At 62.7% G+C, this 18,974-nt stretch carries 15 protein-coding genes and 1 tRNA gene; 15 read left to right on the forward strand and 1 reads right to left on the reverse strand.

From position 1 onward, the window contains the following. The 8 genes from AC07UK_RS38320 to rplL form a co-directional block, all read left to right on the forward strand. Window positions 1-76: EF-Tu C-terminal domain-related protein (locus AC07UK_RS38320; RefSeq protein WP_244008446.1), on the forward strand; the 76-nt coding region annotated here is incomplete at its 5' end. Between the two features lie 84 nt (window positions 77-160). Beyond that, window positions 161-236 (forward strand) — tRNA-Trp (locus tag AC07UK_RS38325). Window positions 237-295: 59 nt separating this feature from the next. Continuing rightward, the gene (secE, locus tag AC07UK_RS38330) at window positions 296-676 is read left to right on the forward strand and encodes a preprotein translocase subunit SecE (RefSeq protein ID WP_013958264.1); all 381 of its coding nucleotides are present in this window, start codon (window positions 296-298) and stop codon (window positions 674-676) included. Window positions 677-686: 10 nt separating this feature from the next. After that, window positions 687-1,268 (forward strand): transcription termination/antitermination protein NusG, encoded by a 582-nt coding sequence (gene nusG, locus AC07UK_RS38335; protein ID WP_010810468.1) that lies wholly within the window; start codon window positions 687-689, stop codon window positions 1,266-1,268. Between the two features lie 159 nt (window positions 1,269-1,427). Next, entirely contained in the window at window positions 1,428-1,859 is a 432-nt protein-coding gene (rplK, locus tag AC07UK_RS38340) for a 50S ribosomal protein L11 (RefSeq protein ID WP_010810467.1), read from the forward strand. Then, complete coding sequence (rplA, locus tag AC07UK_RS38345) at window positions 1,860-2,555, forward strand: 50S ribosomal protein L1 (RefSeq protein WP_013958262.1); 696 nt, start codon at window positions 1,860-1,862, stop codon at window positions 2,553-2,555. Window positions 2,556-2,978: 423 nt separating this feature from the next. Further along, window positions 2,979-3,500, forward strand: a complete 522-nt coding sequence (gene rplJ, locus AC07UK_RS38350) for a 50S ribosomal protein L10 (RefSeq protein ID WP_010810465.1) — start codon at window positions 2,979-2,981, stop codon at window positions 3,498-3,500. A gap of 69 nt (window positions 3,501-3,569) precedes the next feature. Further along, window positions 3,570-3,944, forward strand: a complete 375-nt coding sequence (gene rplL, locus AC07UK_RS38355; RefSeq protein ID WP_010810464.1) for a 50S ribosomal protein L7/L12 — start codon at window positions 3,570-3,572, stop codon at window positions 3,942-3,944. A gap of 158 nt (window positions 3,945-4,102) precedes the next feature. Here rplL and AC07UK_RS38360 read toward each other — a convergent pair whose 3' ends face one another. Further along, a complete protein-coding gene (locus tag AC07UK_RS38360) occupies window positions 4,103-4,483 on the reverse strand; it encodes a hypothetical protein (RefSeq protein ID WP_436223130.1) in 381 nt (126 codons plus the stop codon). Here AC07UK_RS38360 and rpoB point away from each other — a divergent pair. From rpoB to AC07UK_RS38395, 7 genes are all read left to right on the forward strand, one after another. After that, window positions 4,364-8,470, forward strand: coding sequence for a DNA-directed RNA polymerase subunit beta (gene rpoB / locus AC07UK_RS38365; protein WP_436222852.1), 4,107 nt, complete (start codon window positions 4,364-4,366; stop codon window positions 8,468-8,470). The two genes, AC07UK_RS38360 and rpoB, sit on opposite strands and share 120 nt — an antisense overlap. A gap of 125 nt (window positions 8,471-8,595) precedes the next feature. Further along, window positions 8,596-12,843, forward strand: a complete 4,248-nt coding sequence (gene rpoC / locus AC07UK_RS38370; RefSeq protein WP_436222851.1) for a DNA-directed RNA polymerase subunit beta' — start codon at window positions 8,596-8,598, stop codon at window positions 12,841-12,843. A gap of 185 nt (window positions 12,844-13,028) precedes the next feature. Then, a complete protein-coding gene (gene recQ / locus AC07UK_RS38375) occupies window positions 13,029-14,876 on the forward strand; it encodes a DNA helicase RecQ (protein WP_041228215.1) in 1,848 nt (615 codons plus the stop codon). Window positions 14,877-15,225: 349 nt separating this feature from the next. Next, window positions 15,226-15,603 (forward strand): 30S ribosomal protein S12, encoded by a 378-nt coding sequence (gene rpsL / locus AC07UK_RS38380; RefSeq protein ID WP_010810460.1) that lies wholly within the window; start codon window positions 15,226-15,228, stop codon window positions 15,601-15,603. A 225-nt stretch (window positions 15,604-15,828) separates the two neighbouring features. Further along, a complete protein-coding gene (rpsG, locus tag AC07UK_RS38385) occupies window positions 15,829-16,299 on the forward strand; it encodes a 30S ribosomal protein S7 (protein ID WP_010810459.1) in 471 nt (156 codons plus the stop codon). 117 nt (window positions 16,300-16,416) lie between these two features. Beyond that, window positions 16,417-18,525, forward strand: coding sequence for an elongation factor G (fusA, locus tag AC07UK_RS38390; RefSeq protein WP_436222850.1), 2,109 nt, complete (start codon window positions 16,417-16,419; stop codon window positions 18,523-18,525). A gap of 81 nt (window positions 18,526-18,606) precedes the next feature. After that, a partial coding sequence (locus AC07UK_RS38395) for a GTP-binding protein (protein WP_494688357.1) occupies window positions 18,607-18,974 on the forward strand: 368 nt, incomplete at its 3' end.

Here is an 18,974-nt window from a genome sequence, read left to right on the forward strand (position 1 = left end):
AGAAGGCCTGCGCTTCGCTATCCGTGAAGGCGGCCGTACCGTCGGCGCCGGCGTCGTGGCAAAGATCCTCGACTAAGTTGTTTGATAGCGAACGCGGCACCAACCGGCCGCGTTCGTTGCCAGAAGGGGTTGGCGCCAGCGCCGGCCCCACAGTTGTTTTAGGGGTATAGCTCAACTGGCAGAGCGTCGGTCTCCAAAACCGAAGGTTGGGGGTTCGATTCCCTCTGCCCCTGCCAAATCAATCAGCCGCGTCGCGAAGAGCAATCGTGACGCGGCTTAGTCTCGTTTGCGAAACATGGCCAATCCCAATGTTGAAACCGTGAACGCCAGCAGCGGCAAGTGGATGCTTGGCGTGGCGGTGCTGCTGGTGGTTGCGGGCGTCATCGGTTTCTATGCACTGGCACAGCAACCGTCTTATGTACGTGGCGCCGCACTGTTCGGTGGTATTGCACTGGGTATCGTGGTTGCACTGGTGTCCGTACCAGGCAAGGACTTTATCGGGTTCGCCAAGGAATCGTATCGGGAAGTTCGCAAGGTCGTCTGGCCGACGCGCAAGGAAGCCGGGCAAATGACGGGGCTGGTCTTCGTCTTTGTCGTCGTCATGGCGCTGTTCCTGTGGTCGGCTGACAAGCTCATCGAGTGGGTCGTCTTCTCGCTCGTGCTGGGCTGGAAATAAGAGGTAGCACATGACGGATAACGCTCAGCAGGAAACCACCGCGCCGGAATCGCCTTCGTCGAAGAAGCGCTGGTATGTCGTGCATGCCTACTCCGGCATGGAGAAGAGCGTGCAGCGCGCGCTGCAGGAGCGCATCGAACGCGCCGAGATGCAGGACAAGTTTGGCCGCATCCTGGTGCCGTCCGAAGAAGTCGTGGAAATCAAGGGCGGCCACAAGTCGGTCACCGAGCGTCGTTTCTTCCCCGGCTATGTGCTGGTGGAAATGGAAATGACCGACGAGACCTGGCACCTGGTGAAGAACACCAGCAAGGTCACCGGTTTCGTGGGCGGTGCCCGCAACCGCCCGAGCCCGATCTCGCAGCGCGAAGTCGACAAGATCATGACCCAGATGCAGGAAGGGGTCGAGAAGCCGCGTCCCAAGACGCTGTTCGAAGTGGGCGAAATGGTGCGCGTCAAGGACGGCCCGTTCACCGACTTCAACGGCAACGTGGAAGAAGTGAACTACGAGAAATCGCGCCTGCGGGTCTCGGTCACGATCTTCGGGCGTGCCACGCCGGTCGAGCTTGAGTTCGGCCAGGTCGAGAAGGTTTAAGGAATTTGCCGGCTGCGGCCTGAAAGGGCGGCAACTGGCAACGGCGACGCCCCGGTGGCGGCGCCAAGAGGAGCGTGAGGCCGTGCCGAAGGTGCGGCGACAGCGCGTTACGACTCAACAGGATCGCATCCCGAAAGAGCGATCCGGATTGGAGTAAAGATGGCCAAGAAGATCATTGGCTTTATCAAGCTGCAGATTCCGGCTGGTAAGGCAAATCCCTCCCCGCCCGTTGGTCCCGCACTGGGTCAGCGTGGTCTGAATATCATGGAGTTCTGCAAGGCGTTCAACGCCCAGACCCAGGGTATGGAACCCGGTCTGCCGGTGCCGGTGGTGATTACCGCCTTCGCCGACAAGAGCTTCACCTTCGTGATGAAGTCGCCCCCGGCGACCGTGCTGATCAAGAAGGCAGCTGGCATCACCAAGGGTTCGCCGAAGCCCCATACCGACAAGGTTGGCAAGATCACCCGCGCCCAGGCTGAAGAAATCGCCAAGGCCAAGAACGCTGACCTGACCGCCGCCGACCTGGACGCCGCCGTGCGTACCATCGCCGGTTCGGCTCGTTCGATGGGCATCACCGTGGAGGGTCTGTAAATGGCTAAGGTTTCCAAGCGCGTCGCCGCCAACAAGGCGAAGATCGAGCGTACCAAGTTCTACCCGATCGACGAGGCCCTGGGCCTGGTGAAGGGCTGCGCTTCGGCGAAGTTCGACGAGTCGATCGACGTGGCCGTGCAGCTGGGCATTGACGCCAAGAAGTCGGACCAGGTGGTTCGTGGTTCGGTGGTGCTGCCCGCAGGTACCGGCAAGTCGGTTCGCGTGGCTGTGTTCGCCCAGGGCGAAAAGGCCGAAGCCGCCAAGGCCGCCGGTGCTGACATCGTCGGCATGGAAGACCTGGCTGAGCAAGTCAAGGCCGGCAACCTGAACTTCGACGTCGTGATCGCTTCGCCGGACACGATGCGTATCGTCGGTACGCTGGGCCAGATCCTGGGCCCGCGCGGCCTGATGCCGAACCCGAAGGTTGGTACCGTGACGCCCGACGTGGCCCAGGCCGTGAAGAACGCCAAGGCTGGTCAGGTGCAGTTCCGTGTCGACAAGGCCGGTATCATCCACGCCACCATCGGCCGCCGCTCGTTCGAAGACGCAGCGCTGAAGAGCAACCTGTCCGCACTGCTGGAAGCCCTGGTGAAGTCCAAGCCGGCTACGAGCAAGGGCGTGTACCTGCGCAAGATCGCCGTTTCGTCCACCATGGGCGTTGGCGTGCGCGTGGAACAAGCTTCGCTGTCGGCCTGAGCTGACGGCACAGGCTGACCGGACCCGATAACACCGGTCGGCCGCGAATTGAAGATCCTGGCGTAAGCGGGGATCGGCTCCGGACCTGGTTCTGCCAAGCGGCGGGACAAGGATAGGGAGCAAGGCTTTGGGCAGTGGTGGCAGCCGGACACATGGTGTTCAGGCAGTCGCCGCTGGTTATCAAAGACCGCTGGTGTCCACATGACCGCAGTCAGGCATGCGGGCTTAATCGGCCGGGACGTACAGGCAGGGCCAGGTGCCGTGCATGACCAACCCCGGGCAACCAGCGCAGATGGCGCACCCGAAGGGATTGATGAATCCGGGCCTGTCCCGGGTGATTCGGGCCAATCGGACGCCGTTCGTTTGTGCTGACGTGAAGACTCCGGTATTGCCGGAGGGCTAGCGTCATTTTGGAGCTTAACCGTGCCACTCAATATTGAAGATAAGAAGGCCGTCGTTGCTGAGGTTTCGGCGCAAGTCGCCAAGGCCCAGACCATCGTCGTGGCCGAATATCGCGGCATTACGGTTGGCGATCTGACCAAGCTGCGTTCCACCGCTCGTCAGCAAGGCGTGTACCTGCGTGTTCTGAAGAACACGCTGGCCCGCCGTGCCGTCGAAGGTACGCCGTTTGCAAGCCTCGCAGAGCAGATGACCGGTCCGCTGATCTACGGTATTTCCGAAGATGCAGTGTCGTCGGCCAAGGTTCTGAACGACTTTGCCAAGACCAACGACAAGCTGGTCCTGCGCGCTGGGTCGTATGACGGCAAGGTTCTCGACGCTGCCGCCGTGAAGGCGCTGGCATCGATCCCGAGCCGCGACGAACTGATTGCTCAGCTGCTGGGCGTGATGCAGGCACCGGTGTCGGGCTTCGCCCGTCTGCTGGCTGCACTGGCTGCCAAGAACGCCGAAGGCGCTCCCGCGGAAGCGGAAGCCGCTGGCGCCTAAGGCAATCCAGGCCTCGCATCGAAAGATCGCATTACCGATACCGAATCAAATCTAGTAGGAGTATTTCAAATGGCAATCACCAAAGACGACATCCTGGAAGCCGTTGGCGCGATGTCCGTGATGGAACTGAACGACCTGGTCAAGGCGTTTGAAGAGAAGTTTGGCGTGTCCGCCGCTGCCATGGCCGTGGCTGCTGCCCCGGGCGCCGGCGGTGCCGCCGCTGCTGAAGAGCAGACCGAGTTCAACGTGATCCTGGCCGAAGTCGGCGCCAACAAGGTTGGCGTGATTAAGGCTGTTCGCGAAATCACCGGCCTGGGCCTGAAGGAAGCCAAGGACCTGGTCGATGGCGCACCGAAGCCCGTCAAGGAAGGCGTGGACAAGGCTGCTGCTGCCGAAGCCAAGAAGAAGCTGGAAGACGCTGGCGCGAAGGTCGACGTCAAGTAAGGCATTGCTCGCGTGCCCTTCCGGCACGCGGATGGGGCTGGCAAAGGGAAATTCCCGGCGCCAGCCTTTTTGCGCTTGTGCGAAAGTGTTTTGAGAAGCACTCTCCGCAAGAAAAAGTGATGTTTGCGAGCCCCGGTGCCCTTGGGCATGCCGGAGTCTCAGCAGAGGCCAAACATCAGTGGCACACTAAGTAGTTGCTGCTGATGTTTGTCTTCTGAACCGACTGCAGAAGACAAGTTTGGTCGGGTGTCCCCCGGGCGAGTACAGGCGTTGCGCTTGATGCGACGACCACACCGCCCGCAGCGTGCGGACACCGTCAGCCAGAGGTTGGTAGCGGCCAACCGCCAAATCCCCTCCCAGTCGCTGAACACCTCAGGTCCGGCCAGGTCCAGCCAGCCCTGCGATGATTCGGAGATCCCATGGCGTACAGCTTCACCGAAAAGAAGCGCATTCGCAAAAGCTTTGCGAAGCGCGCGACGGTACATCAGGTTCCATTCCTGCTTGCCACCCAGATTGAATCCTACACTCAGTTCTTGCAAGCGGAAACGCCGACCGCGCGTCGCAAGACCGAAGGCCTCCAGGCCGCTTTCAACGCAATCTTCCCGATCTCCTCGCATAACGGGCTTGCCCGTATGGAGTTCGTCTCGTATCACCTGTCCAACCCGCCGTTCGACGTCAAGGAATGTCAACAGCGTGGCCTGACCTTCCACTCGGCGCTGCGTGCCAAGGTTCGCCTGATCATCAACGATCGCGAGAATCCTGGCAAGGTCAAGGAAGTGAAGGAGCAGGAAGTCTACATGGGCGAAATCCCGCTGATGACTTCCACGGGTTCGTTCGTCATCAACGGCACCGAGCGTGTCATCGTCTCGCAGCTGCACCGCTCGCCGGGCGTGTTCTTCGAGCACGACAAGGGCAAGACCCACAGCTCGGGCAAGCTGCTGTTCTCGGCACGTATCATCCCCTACCGCGGTTCGTGGCTGGACTTCGAGTTCGACCCGAAGGACATCCTGTACTTCCGCGTCGACCGCCGCCGCAAGATGCCGGTGACGATCCTGCTGAAGTCGATCGGCCTGACCCCGGAACAGATCCTCGCGCACTTCTTCGTGTTCGACAACTTCACGCTGCAGGCCGAAGGCGCGCAGCTGGAGTTCGTGCCCGAGCGCCTGCGCGGTGAAGTCGCGCGCTTCGACATCGCCGACAAGAACGGCCGCGTGGTGGTCGAGAAGGACAAGCGGATCAACGCCAAGCACATCCGCGACCTGGATTCGGCCGGCACCAAGCTGATCAGCGTGCCGGAAGACTACCTGCTGGGCCGCGTGCTGGCCAAGAACATCATCGACCCGGATACCGGCGAGGTGATTGCCAACGCCAACGACGAGCTCACCGAAACGCTGCTGGAAAACCTGCGCGAAGCCGGCGTCAAGCAGATCCAGACCCTGTACACCAACGACCTGGACCAGGGCCCGTACATGTCGCAGACCCTGCGCGTGGACGAAACCGCCGACCAGACCGCTGCGCGTATCGCGATCTACCGCATGATGCGCCCGGGCGAGCCGCCGACCGAAGAAGCGGTGGAAGCGCTGTTCCAGCGCCTGTTCTACAGCGAAGAGTCGTACGACCTGTCGCGCGTTGGCCGCATGAAGGTCAACAGCCGTCTGGGCCGCCCCACCGGCGAAGGCGCCATGGTGCTTCAGGACGAGGACATCCTCGAGACCATCAAGATCCTGGTCAACCTGCGCAACGGCAAGGGCGAGGTCGATGACATCGACCACCTGGGCAACCGTCGCGTGCGTTGCGTCGGCGAACTGGCCGAAAACCAGTTCCGCGCCGGCCTGTCGCGCGTGGAGCGTGCCGTCAAGGAACGTCTGGGCCAGGCCGAGACCGAGAACCTGATGCCGCACGACCTGATCAACTCGAAGCCGATCTCGTCGGCGATCCGCGAGTTCTTCGGTTCGTCGCAGCTGTCGCAGTTCATGGACCAGACCAACCCGCTGTCGGAAATCACGCACAAGCGTCGTGTATCCGCACTGGGCCCGGGCGGCCTGACGCGCGAGCGCGCCGGCTTCGAAGTCCGTGACGTGCACCCGACCCACTATGGCCGCGTGTGCCCGATCGAAACGCCGGAAGGTCCGAACATTGGTCTGATCAACTCGCTGGCACTGTATGCCCGCCTGAACGAATACGGCTTCCTGGAAACGCCGTACCGCAAGGTGGTCGACAGCAAGCTGACCGACCAGGTCGACTACCTGTCCGCGATCGAGGAAGGCAAGTACGTGGTGGCGCAGGCCAACGCGACCGTTGACGCCGAAGGCAACCTGACCGACGAACTGGTGTCGTCGCGTGAAGGCTCCGAGCGGGAAACCCGCATGGTGACGCCGGACCGCGTGCAGTACATCGACGTGGCGCCGTCGCAGATCGTGTCGGCCGCTGCCTCGCTGGTGCCGTTCCTGGAACACGATGACGCGAACCGTGCACTGATGGGCGCCAACATGCAGCGCCAGGCCGTGCCTTGCCTGCGTCCGGACAAGCCGCTGGTCGGCACCGGCATCGAGCGCACCGTTGCGGTCGACTCGGGTACGGCCGTGCAGGCGATGCGTGGCGGCGTGGTCGACTACGTCGACGCGATGCGTATCGTGATCCGCGTGAACGACGACGAAGCCGTGGCCGGTGAAGTCGGCGTGGACATCTACAACCTGATCAAGTACACGCGCTCGAACCAGAACACCAACATCAACCAGCGTCCGATGGTCAAGGTTGGCGATATCGTTGCCCGCAACGATGTGATCGCCGACGGCGCCTCGACCGACCTGGGTGAACTGGCCCTGGGCCAGAACATGCTGGTGGCGTTCATGCCGTGGAACGGCTACAACTTCGAGGATTCGATCCTGATCTCGGAGCGTGTGGTGGCCGAAGACCGCTATACCTCGATCCACATCGAGGAACTGTCGGTCGTTGCCCGCGACACCAAGCTGGGACCGGAAGAAATCACGCGCGATATCTCGAACCTGGCCGAGGCCCAGCTGGCTCGCCTGGACGAGTCGGGCATCACCTACATCGGCGCTGAAGTCGAAGCCGGCGACGTGCTGGTGGGCAAGGTCACGCCGAAGGGCGAGACCCAGCTGACCCCGGAAGAGAAGCTGCTGCGCGCGATCTTCGGCGAGAAGGCTTCGGACGTGAAGGACACCTCGCTGCGCGTGCCGTCGGGCATGAGCGGCATCGTGATCGACGTCCAGGTCTTCACCCGCGAAGGCGTGACGCGCGACAAGCGTGCCCAGTCGATCATCGACGACGAACTGAAGCGCTACCGCCTGGACCTGAACGACCAGCTGCGTATCGTGGAAGGCGACGCGTTCCAGCGTCTGGAACGCCTGCTCATCGACAAGACCGTCAACGGCGGTCCGAAGAAGCTGGCCAAGGGTGCCAAGATCACCAAGGAATACCTGGCGGACATCGACAGGTACCACTGGTTCGACATCCGTCCGGCCGACGAGGAACTGGCTGCCCAGCTGGAAGCCGTCAAGGAAGCCATCGAGCAGAAGCGCCACGAGTTCGACCTGGCCTTCGAAGAGAAGCGCAAGAAGCTCACGCAGGGCGACGAACTGCCGCCGGGCGTGATCAAGATGGTCAAGGTGTACCTGGCCGTCAAGCGCCGCCTGCAGCCTGGCGACAAGATGGCCGGCCGTCACGGCAACAAGGGTGTCGTGTCCAAGATCACCCCGATCGAAGACATGCCCTACATGGCCGACGGTACGCCTGCCGACATCGTGCTGAATCCGCTGGGCGTGCCTTCGCGGATGAACGTGGGTCAGATTCTCGAGACCCACCTGGGCTGGGCCGCGCGTGGCCTGGGCGAGCGCATCGGCAACATGCTGAAGGCGCAAGCCAAGGCAGCCGAAGTGCGCAAGCTGCTCACGCAGATCTACAACGAGAGCGGCAAGGTCGAAGACCTCGACAGCCTGTCGGATTCGGAGGTCCTGGAACTGGCCGAGAACCTGAAGAAGGGCGTGCCGTTCGCGACGCCGGTGTTCGATGGTGCGCATGAGGATGAAATCCGCCGCATGCTGGACCTCGCCTATCCGGAAGAGATCGCGAAGGAGAAGGGCCTGACCGCTTCCAAGCAGCAGGTCACGCTGTTCGACGGCCGCACCGGCGAAGCGTTCGAGCGTCCGGTCACGCTGGGTGTGATGCACATGCTGAAGCTGCACCACCTGGTCGATGACAAGATGCACGCGCGTTCCACCGGCCCGTACTCGCTGGTGACGCAGCAGCCGCTGGGTGGTAAAGCCCAGTTCGGTGGCCAGCGTTTCGGTGAGATGGAAGTGTGGGCACTGGAAGCCTACGGCGCGTCGTACGTGCTGCAGGAAATGCTGACGGTCAAGTCCGATGACGTTAACGGCCGTACCAAGGTGTACGAGAACATCGTCAAGGGCGAGCACTCGATCGATGCCGGCATGCCGGAATCGTTCAACGTGCTGGTGAAGGAAATCCGCTCGCTGGGTATCGACATCGACCTCGATCGCTACTGATCGGGCAGGTGAGGGGAGCCGGTTGCGGCCGGTTCCCCGTCGACACTACAGGCGAAGGATTTCCCACAGGATGAATGCCATCGACCCGGACCAACTCCGGGGCGGTGGCGAAACAAGGAGTTGCAATGAAAGCATTGCTCGATCTCTTTAAGCAGGTACAGCAGGAAGAGCAGTTCGACGCGATCAAGATCGGCCTGGCCTCGCCCGAGAAGATCCGTTCGTGGTCGTACGGCGAAGTCAAGAAGCCCGAAACGATCAACTACCGTACCTTCAAGCCGGAACGCGACGGCCTGTTCTGCGCCAAGATCTTTGGCCCGATCAAGGACTACGAGTGCCTGTGCGGCAAGTACAAGCGCCTGAAGCACCGTGGCGTGATCTGCGAGAAGTGCGGCGTTGAAGTGACGCTGGCCAAGGTGCGCCGCGAGCGCATGGGCCACATCGAACTGGCCGCGCCGACCGCGCACATCTGGTTCCTGAAGTCGCTGCCGTCGCGCCTGGGCATGGTCCTGGACATGACGCTGCGCGACATCGAGCGCGTGCTGTACTTTGAAGCATTCGTGGTGATCGAACCCGGCATGACCCCGCTCAAGAAGAGCCAGATCATGTCCGAAGACGACTACCTGGCGAAGTGCGACGAGTACGGCGAGGGCGAGTTCGTCGCCATGATGGGTGCCGAGGGCATCCGTGAGCTGCTGCGCGGCATCGACATCGAGAAGCAGATCGAACAGATCCGCGCCGAGCTGCAGGCCACCGGCTCCGAAGCCAAGATCAAGAAGTTCGCCAAGCGCCTGAAGGTGCTCGAGGCCTTCCAGCGTTCGGGTATCAAGCCCGAGTGGATGATCCTCGAAGTGCTGCCGGTGTTGCCGCCCGAGCTGCGCCCGCTGGTGCCGCTGGATGGTGGCCGCTTCGCGACCTCGGACCTGAACGACCTGTATCGCCGCGTCATCAACCGTAACAACCGCCTGAAGCGCCTGCTGGAGCTGAAGGCGCCTGAAATCATCGTGCGCAACGAAAAGCGCATGCTGCAGGAAGCGGTTGACTCGCTGCTGGACAACGGCCGTCGCGGCAAGGCGATGACCGGCGCCAACAAGCGTCCGCTGAAGTCCCTGGCCGAAATGATCAAGGGCAAGGGCGGTCGTTTCCGTCAGAACCTGCTGGGCAAGCGCGTCGACTACTCGGGCCGTTCGGTCATCGTGGTGGGCCCGACGCTCAAGCTGCACCAGTGCGGCCTGCCCAAGCTGATGGCGCTCGAGCTGTTCAAGCCGTTCATCTTCCACAAGCTGGAAACGATGGGCATCGCCACCACCATCAAGGCGGCGAAGAAGGAAGTCGAAAGCCAGACCCCGGTGGTGTGGGACATCCTCGAAGAGGTGATCCGCGAGCACCCGGTGATGCTGAACCGTGCGCCGACGCTGCACCGCCTGGGCATTCAGGCGTTCGAGCCGGTGCTGATCGAAGGCAAGGCCATCCAGCTGCACCCGCTGGTCTGCGCGGCGTTCAATGCCGACTTCGACGGTGACCAGATGGCTGTCCACGTCCCGCTGTCGCTGGAAGCGCAGATGGAAGCCCGCACGCTGATGCTGGCCTCCAACAACGTGCTGTTCCCGGCCAACGGCGACCCGTCGATCGTGCCGTCGCAAGACGTGGTGCTGGGTCTGTACTACACGACCCGCGACAAGATCAACGGCCGCGGCGAGGGCATGACCTTTGCCGACATCAGCGAAGTGATCCGCGCCTACGAGAACAAGGAAGTCGAACTGGCTTCGCGCGTGAACGTGCGTATCACAGAGTATGAGCTGGTCGACAAGGACGCAGAGGGCGACGCCCGTTTCGCACCCAAGATCACGCTGCAGGCCACCACGGTCGGCCGCGCGATCCTGTCCGAGATCCTGCCCAAGGGGCTGCCGTTCTCGGTGCTGAACAAGCCGCTGAAGAAGAAGGAAATCTCGCGCCTGATCAACACCGCGTTCCGCAAGTGCGGTCTGCGCGAGACCGTGATCTTCGCCGACAAGCTGCTGCAGTCGGGCTTCCGCCTGGCAACCCGCGCCGGTATCTCGATCGCCATCGACGATATGCTGGTGCCGCCGCAGAAGGAAAAGATCATCGCCGAGGCCTCGGCCAAGGTGAAGGAATACGACAAGCAATACATGTCGGGTCTGGTGACCGACCAGGAACGCTACAACAACGTCGTGGACATCTGGGGCGCCGCCGGCGACCAGGTGGGCAAGGCGATGATGGAGCAGCTCCAGCACGAAGACGTGGTCGACCGCGAAGGCAAGACCGTGAAGCAAGAGTCGTTCAACTCCATCTACATGATGGCCGACTCGGGCGCACGGGGTTCCGCCGCGCAGATCCGCCAGCTGGCCGGTATGCGTGGCCTGATGGCAAAGCCGGACGGCTCGATCATTGAAACGCCGATTACGGCGAACTTCCGTGAAGGCCTGAACGTTCTGCAGTACTTCATCTCGACCCACGGCGCACGTAAGGGCCTGGCCGATACGGCACTGAAGACCGCGAACTCGGGTTACCTGACCCGTCGTCTGGTCGACGTGACGCAGGATCTGGTCGTGGTGGAAGACGATTGCGGCACCTCCAACGGCGTGGCCATGAAGGCCCTGGTCGAAGGCGGTGAAGTGATCGAAGCCCTGCGCGACCGTATCCTCGGCCGTGTGACCGTGGCCGACGTGGTCAACCCTGAAACCCAGGAAACCGCGATCGAAGCCGGCACGCTGCTGGACGAAGACCTGGTCGAGCTGATCGACAACATCGGCGTGGACGAAGTCAAGGTCCGCACCCCGCTGTCGTGCGACACGCGCTACGGCCTGTGCGGCAAGTGCTATGGCCGCGACCTGGGCCGCGGCGTGCTGGTGAACTCCGGCGAAGCGGTTGGCGTGATTGCCGCCCAGTCGATCGGTGAGCCGGGCACGCAGCTGACCATGCGTACGTTCCACATCGGTGGTGCGGCATCGCGTGCGGCAGTGGCGTCGAGTGTGGAAGCCAAGGCAACCGGTACCGTGCGTTTCACGGCGACCATGCGTTACGTCACCAATGCGAAGGGCGAACTGATCGTCATCTCGCGTTCGGGCGAGGCGCTGATCACCGACGACCACGGCCGCGAGCGCGAACGCCACAAGATCCCGTACGGCGCCACGCTGCTGGTGCAGGACGGCCAGGCCATCAAGGCTGGCACGCAGCTGGCCACGTGGGACGCGCTGACTCGCCCGATCGTGTCGGAGTACACCGGTACGACCAAGTTCGAGAACGTCGAAGAAGGCGTGACCGTCGCCAAGCAGATGGACGAAGTGACGGGCCTGTCGACCCTGGTGGTGATCGACGCCAAGCGCCGCACGGCTGCAACCAAGGGCATCCGCCCGCAGGTGAAGCTGCTCGACGCCAGCGGCCAGGAAGTGAAGATCCCGGGCACGGACCACTCCGTGACCATCGGCTTCCAGGTCGGCGCGCTGATTACCGTGAAGGACGGCCAGCAGGTGCACGTGGGTGAAGTGCTCGCGCGTATCCCGACCGAATCGCAGAAGACCCGCGACATTACCGGTGGTCTGCCGCGTGTGGCCGAGCTGTTCGAAGCGCGTTCGCCGAAGGACGCCGCCGTGCTGGCGGAAGTCACCGGCACGACCTCGTTCGGCAAGGACACCAAGGGCAAGCAGCGTCTGGTCATTACCGACCTGGATGGCAATGCCCACGAGTTCCTGATCGCGAAGGAAAAGCAGGTGCTGGTGCACGACGGCCAGGTGGTGAACAAGGGCGAAATGATCGTGGAAGGTCCGGCGGACCCGCACGACATCCTGCGCCTGAAGGGCATCGAAGAGCTGGCGCACTACATCGTGGACGAAGTCCAGGACGTGTACCGTCTGCAGGGCGTGAAGATCAACGACAAGCACATCGAAGTGATTGTTCGTCAGATGCTGCGCCGCGTGCAGATCGCCGATGTCGGCGACACCAAGTTCATCCCGGGTGAACAGGTGGAGCGTTCGGAACTGCTCGACGAGAACGACCGCGTGATCGCCGAAGGCAAGCGTCCGGCCACGTACGAGAACCTGCTGCTGGGTATTACCAAGGCGTCGCTGTCGACCGACAGCTTCATCTCGGCGGCATCGTTCCAGGAAACCACGCGCGTGCTGACCGAAGCCGCGATCATGGGCAAGACCGACGACCTGCGTGGTCTGAAGGAAAACGTGATCGTCGGCCGTCTGATCCCGGCCGGTACCGGCCTGGCCTACCACCGCGCCCGCAAGGCGCGCGAGGCCTCCGAGCGCGAACGCGCCCAGGCGATCGCCGAAGAAGAGCAGTCGCTCTTCATCGAGCCGGCGCCGGTGGTGCAGGCGACGACCGAAGGCGACGGCGACAACGTCTGATCGCAGTAAGCTGTTTGCCGCCGCAAGGCGGCCCGAAAGCCCGGCTGATCCAGCCGGGCTTTTTTTCGTCTGCACGCGGCGTTTGCTTTCGTGAGAAACGTCGCAGAGTTTGCCCTGCGGTCGCTGAAGCCGGGTCCCTTAGTGGTATGGTTACGGCTTTTCCGGCTTCAGCAATTCCGTTGTCTATGTCGCACGCGCTGGCGATCCTCAAAGATGTGTTCGGCTACCACGCCTTCCGTGGGCGCCAGGCCGAGATCATCGACCACGTTGCGACGGGCGGCGACTGCCTGGTGCTGATGCCGACCGGCGGCGGCAAGTCGCTGTGCTACCAGATCCCGGCGCTGCTGCGCCAGCGTGCCGGCGACGGTGTCGGCATCGTGGTGTCGCCGCTGATCGCGCTGATGCAGGACCAGGTTGCGGCACTGACCGAAGCCGGCGTGCGCGCCGCGGTGCTCAATTCGACGCTGACCGGGGCCGAGGCCTCGGCGGTCGAGCGCGACCTGCTGGCCGGGCGCATCGAGATCCTCTACGTGGCGCCGGAACGGCTGATGACACCGCGCTTCCAGGACTTGCTCGAGCGCATTCGGGTCGGGCTCTTTGCCATCGACGAAGCGCACTGCGTGTCGCAGTGGGGCCACGATTTCCGCCCCGAGTACATCCAGTTGTCGGTGCTGCACGAGCGCTTCCCGTACGTGCCGCGCATCGCGCTGACGGCAACGGCCGACGCACTCACGCGCAACGAGATCATCGAGCGCCTGGCGCTGGATAACGCCCGCGTCTTCATCTCCAGCTTCGACCGGCCCAATATCCGCTACCGCATCGTCGAGAAGGACAATGCGCGCCAGCAGCTGCTGGCCTTCATCAAGGCCGAGCACACCGCGGCCGACGGCACTCATGACAGCGGCATCGTCTATTGCCTGTCGCGCAAGAAGGTGGAAGACACGGCGCAGTGGCTGAGCGGGCAGGGCATCAATGCGCTGGGCTACCACGCCGGCATGGATGCCCAGGTGCGCCAGCACCATCAGGCGCGCTTCCGCGAGGAAGAAGGGCTGGTGATGGTGGCGACGATCGCCTTCGGCATGGGCATCGACAAGCCCGACGTGCGCTTTGTCGCCCACCTGGACCTGCCCAAGAGCATGGAAGGCTACTACCAGGAAACCGGGCGTGCCGGCCGCGACGGCCTGCCGGCCAATGCCTGGATGGCCTATGGCCTGGGCGACGTGGTGCAGCAGAAGCGCATGATCGACGAGTCCGAGGCGGACGAGGCCTTCAAGCGCGTGTCGTCGTCCAAGCTCGATGCGCTGCTGGGCCTGTGCGAGACCGCGGGCTGCCGGCGCGTGCGCATCCTGGCCTATTTCAACGAGGCCAGCGAACCCTGCGGCAACTGCGATACCTGCCTGGAGCCGCCGGCGACCTGGGACGGCACGCGCGAAGCACAGATGGCGCTGTCCTGCGTCTACCGCACCGCGCAGGCAAGCCGGGTTCACTTCGGCGCCACCCACCTGATCGACGTGCTGCGCGGCAACAGCTCGGAGAAGATTCGCCAGTGGGGGCACGACAAGGTGTCCACCTTCGGCATCGGCAAGGACCGCTCGGTGCATGAATGGCATACGGTGTTCCGCCAGCTGATCGCCCAGGGGCTGCTGACCATCGACCATGGCGGCCATGGCGCGCTGCTGCTGGGCGAGGACGCGCGCGCGGTGCTCAAGGGCGAGCGCCAGATCATCCTGCGCCGCCAGGCCACCAAGCCGGGCAAGTCCGGTGAGCGTGCTGCACGCGGCACCCGCACCGACCACACTGCAGACATGGACGCAGACATGCTGGCCAACTGGGAGGCGCTGCGCCGCTGGCGCACCGAGGCCGCGCGCGAGCACGGCGTGCCGGCCTATGTCATCTTCCACGATGCAACGCTGGCGGAGCTGGCCCGGACCGCGCCGGGTTCGCTGTCGGCGATGCAGGGTATTCCCGGGATTGGTGCCTCCAAGCTGGAGCGCTACGGGCAGTCCATCCTGGAAGCGCTCCGCGGGGTCTGATCGGGAGGGCAGCGTCAGCGTGTCCCGGGTCGGGTATACGGCTTGACGGTATACGATTCCCCTGCTAGGATGTCAGATTCGAGTTTTTGGCTTTGGATTTCGCTCGCCCGCCGAACAAGTGGCCTTTAGGCCGCTGCCGGCAAGCCTTCCGGACTGGGTTCCCATGGACCGGTGGCGGCAGACGCGGGATCCGGGTGCCGGCTCGCGCTCTTTGGCATGCTGTTACCGCACAGTCCCGTCTCCAGAGCGCGTCCGCTCATCTCTCCCGCCCAAAACCCGTAGTTGCCTCTCCATCCTGGCGCATGCCGGTGCGAGGGGCGTTTTTCGTCAAACCAAGCTGGATTGAACAATGCCAACTATCAACCAACTGGTTCGCAAGCCGCGCGTCTCTGAAGTCGTCAAGAGCAAGAGCCCGGCGCTTGAGAACTGCCCCCAGCGCCGTGGCGTGTGCACCCGCGTGTACACCACGACGCCGAAGAAGCCGAACTCGGCACTGCGTAAGGTTGCCAAGGTGCGCCTGACCAACGGTTTCGAAGTCATTTCGTACATCGGCGGTGAAGGCCACAACCTGCAGGAACACTCGGTCGTGCTGATCCGCGGCGGCCGTGTGAAGGATCTGCCGGGTGTGCGTTACCACATCGTCCGTGGCTCGCTCGACTTGCAAGGCGTGAAGGACCGCAAGCAGGCTCGTTCGAAGTACGGCGCGAAGCGTCCGAAGGCAGCCTAAGCTTAAGCAGCCTGGGTCGGAAAGACCCGAAGCAACAAACGATAGCCTGTGGCGCGAGTCATGGTGCTGTCACCAGGCGGCGGTACAACGGAGCGCCTTTTTGGCAACCGTGCCGTCGAGTAAGTGGTCACCCGGCGAATTTGCTGTCTATCGCATGCAAGCTAGTTGGTGGCCGGAGAGCGGGAAAAACTGACCGCGCTCTCAACTGAATCTAAAGGAAAGAAGATGCCACGTCGTCGTGAAGTCCCCAAGCGGGATGTTCTGCCTGATCCGAAGTTCGGCAACGTTGAAGTTGCCAAGTTTATGAACGTGCTGATGCTGGACGGCAAGAAGTCGGTTGCCGAACGTATCGTCTATGGCGCGTTCGACCAGATCGAAAAGAAGGCAGGCAAGGCCCCCATCGAAGTGTTCTCCGTTGCCATCAACAACGTGAAGCCGGTGGTGGAAGTGAAGAGCCGTCGCGTGGGCGGCGCCAACTATCAGGTTCCGGTCGAAGTCCGTCCGTCGCGTCGTCTGGCATTGGCGATGCGTTGGCTGCGCGAGGCCGCGAAGAAACGCAGCGAGAAGTCGATGGCGCTGCGCCTGGCAGGTGAGCTGCTGGAAGCATCGGAAGGCCGTGGCGGCGCAATGAAGAAGCGCGACGAAGTGCACCGCATGGCCGAAGCCAACAAGGCGTTCTCGCATTTCCGCTTCTAAGCGCGCGATAGCGTTTGTTGGTTGCCGGGCGGGCTGTGTTTTTACACATCTCGCCCGTTTGTGTTAGGGGCGCGGGCCATGAGATGCCGGCGCCTCACGGACGAATAGAGGATTAAAGTGGCTCGTAAGACTCCTATTGAGCGCTACCGTAACATCGGTATTTCGGCTCACATTGACGCGGGTAAAACCACCACGACCGAGCGGATCCTGTTCTACACCGGTGTGAACCACAAGATCGGTGAAGTGCATGATGGCGCGGCCACCATGGACTGGATGGAGCAGGAGCAGGAGCGCGGCATCACCATCACGTCTGCTGCGACCACCGCCTTCTGGAAGGGCATGGCCGGCAACTACCCCGAGCATCGCTTCAACATCATCGACACCCCGGGCCACGTGGACTTCACCATCGAGGTGGAGCGTTCCATGCGCGTGCTGGACGGCGCGTGCATGGTGTACTGCGCAGTGGGTGGCGTGCAGCCGCAGTCGGAAACCGTCTGGCGTCAGGCCAACAAGTACAAGGTGCCGCGTCTGGCGTTCGTCAACAAGATGGACCGTACCGGCGCGAACTTCTTCAAGGTCTACGACCAGCTGAAGACCCGCCTGAAGGCCAACCCGGTGCCCGTCGTGGTGCCGATCGGCGCTGAAGACGGCTTCCAGGGCGTCGTCGATCTGCTGGAAATGAAGGCGATCATTTGGGACGAAGCCAGCCAGGGCGTGAAGTTCGAATACCAGGACATCCCGGCCGAGCTGCAAGCCACCGCTGACGAATGGCGCGAGAAGATGGTCGAGTCCGCCGCCGAAGCCAGCGAAGAGCTGATGGAAAAGTACCTGGGCGGCGAAGAGCTGACCCGCGCCGAGATCGTCAAGGCGTTGCGTGACCGTACCATCGCCTGCGAAATCCAGCCGATGCTGTGCGGCACCGCGTTCAAGAACAAGGGCGTGCAGCGTATGCTCGACGCCGTGATCGACTTCCTGCCGTCGCCGGTCGACATTCCGCCGGTTACGGGCACGGACGAGGACGACAGCGAGAAGAAGCTCGAGCGCAAGGCTGACGACAACGAAAAGTTCTCGGCACTGGCGTTCAAGATCATGACCGACCCGTTCGTTGGTCAGCTGATCTTCTTCCGCGTCTACTCGGGCAAGATCAATTCGGGCGACACCGTGTACAACCCGGTCAAGAGCAAGAAGGAACGCCTCGGCCGTATTCTGCAGATGCATGCCAACCAGCGCGAAGAAATCAAGGAAGTGCTGGCCGGCGACATCGCCGCTGCAGTGGGTCTGAAGGACGCCACCACGGGCGACACGCTGTGCGATCCGGCTGCACCGATCGTGCTCGAGCGCATGGTGTTCCCGGAGCCGGTGATCTCGCAGGCTGTCGAGCCGAAGACCAAGGCTGACCAGGAAAAGATGGGCATCGCCCTGAACCGCCTGGCCGCTGAAGATCCGTCGTTCCGCGTGCGTACCGATGAAGAATCGGGTCAGACCATCATTTCGGGCATGGGCGAGCTCCACCTCGAAATTCTGGTCGACCGCATGAAGCGCGAATTCGGCGTGGAAGCCAACATCGGCGCGCCGCAGGTGGCCTACCGCGAAACCATTCGCAAGACGGCCGAAGGCGTCGAGGGCAAGTTCGTCAAGCAGTCGGGCGGCCGCGGCCAGTACGGTCACGCCGTGATCACGCTGGAACCGCAAGAGCCGGGCAAGGGCTTCGAGTTCATCGACGCCATCAAGGGCGGTGTGATTCCTCGCGAATACATCCCGGCGGTCGAAAAGGGTATCGTCGACACGCTGCCGAACGGCATCCTGGCTGGCTTCCCGGTGGTGGACGTGAAGGTCACGCTGACGTTCGGTTCGTACCACGACGTGGACTCGAACGAAAACGCGTTCCGCATGGCCGGCTCGATGGCTTTCAAGGAAGCTATGCGCAAGGCCAGCCCGGTTCTGCTCGAGCCGATGATGGCCGTGGAAGTGGAAACGCCGGAAGACTACACGGGTACCGTGATGGGCGACCTGTCGTCCCGCCGCGGCATCGTGCAGGGCATGGACGACATGGTGGGCGGCGGCAAGATCATCAAGGCCGAAGTCCCGCTGTCGGAAATGTTCGGTTATTCCACGTCGCTGCGCTCGGCCACGCAAGGCCGCGCCACGTACACCATGGAATTCAAGCACTACGCTGAAGCACCGAAGAACATCGCCGAAGCCGTGATGACGGCCAAGGGCAAGTAATAAGCTGTTTGCCGCCGCACCCCTCGTGGGGCGCGGCGGCGTGATGAATCGACAAGACTGAATTCCATTAGGAGCTGAAAAATGGCAAAGGAAAAGTTCGAGCGGACCAAGCCGCACGTGAACGTTGGTACGATCGGTCACGTTGACCATGGCAAGACCACGCTGACCGCGGCAATCGCCACGGTGCTGGCAGCCAAGTTTGGCGGTGCCGCCAAGAAGTACGACGAAATCGACGCAGCGCCGGAAGAAAAGGCACGCGGTATTACCATCAATACCGCCCACGTCGAGTACGAAACGGCCAACCGCCACTACGCGCACGTTGACTGCCCGGGCCACGCTGACTATGTGAAGAACATGATCACGGGTGCCGCCCAGATGGACGGCGCCATCCTGGTTTGCTCGGCCGCTGACGGCCCGATGCCGCAAACGCGCGAGCACATCCTGCTGGC

The sequence above is a fragment of the Cupriavidus sp. GW821-FHT07C08 genome, from assembly GCF_059419025.1.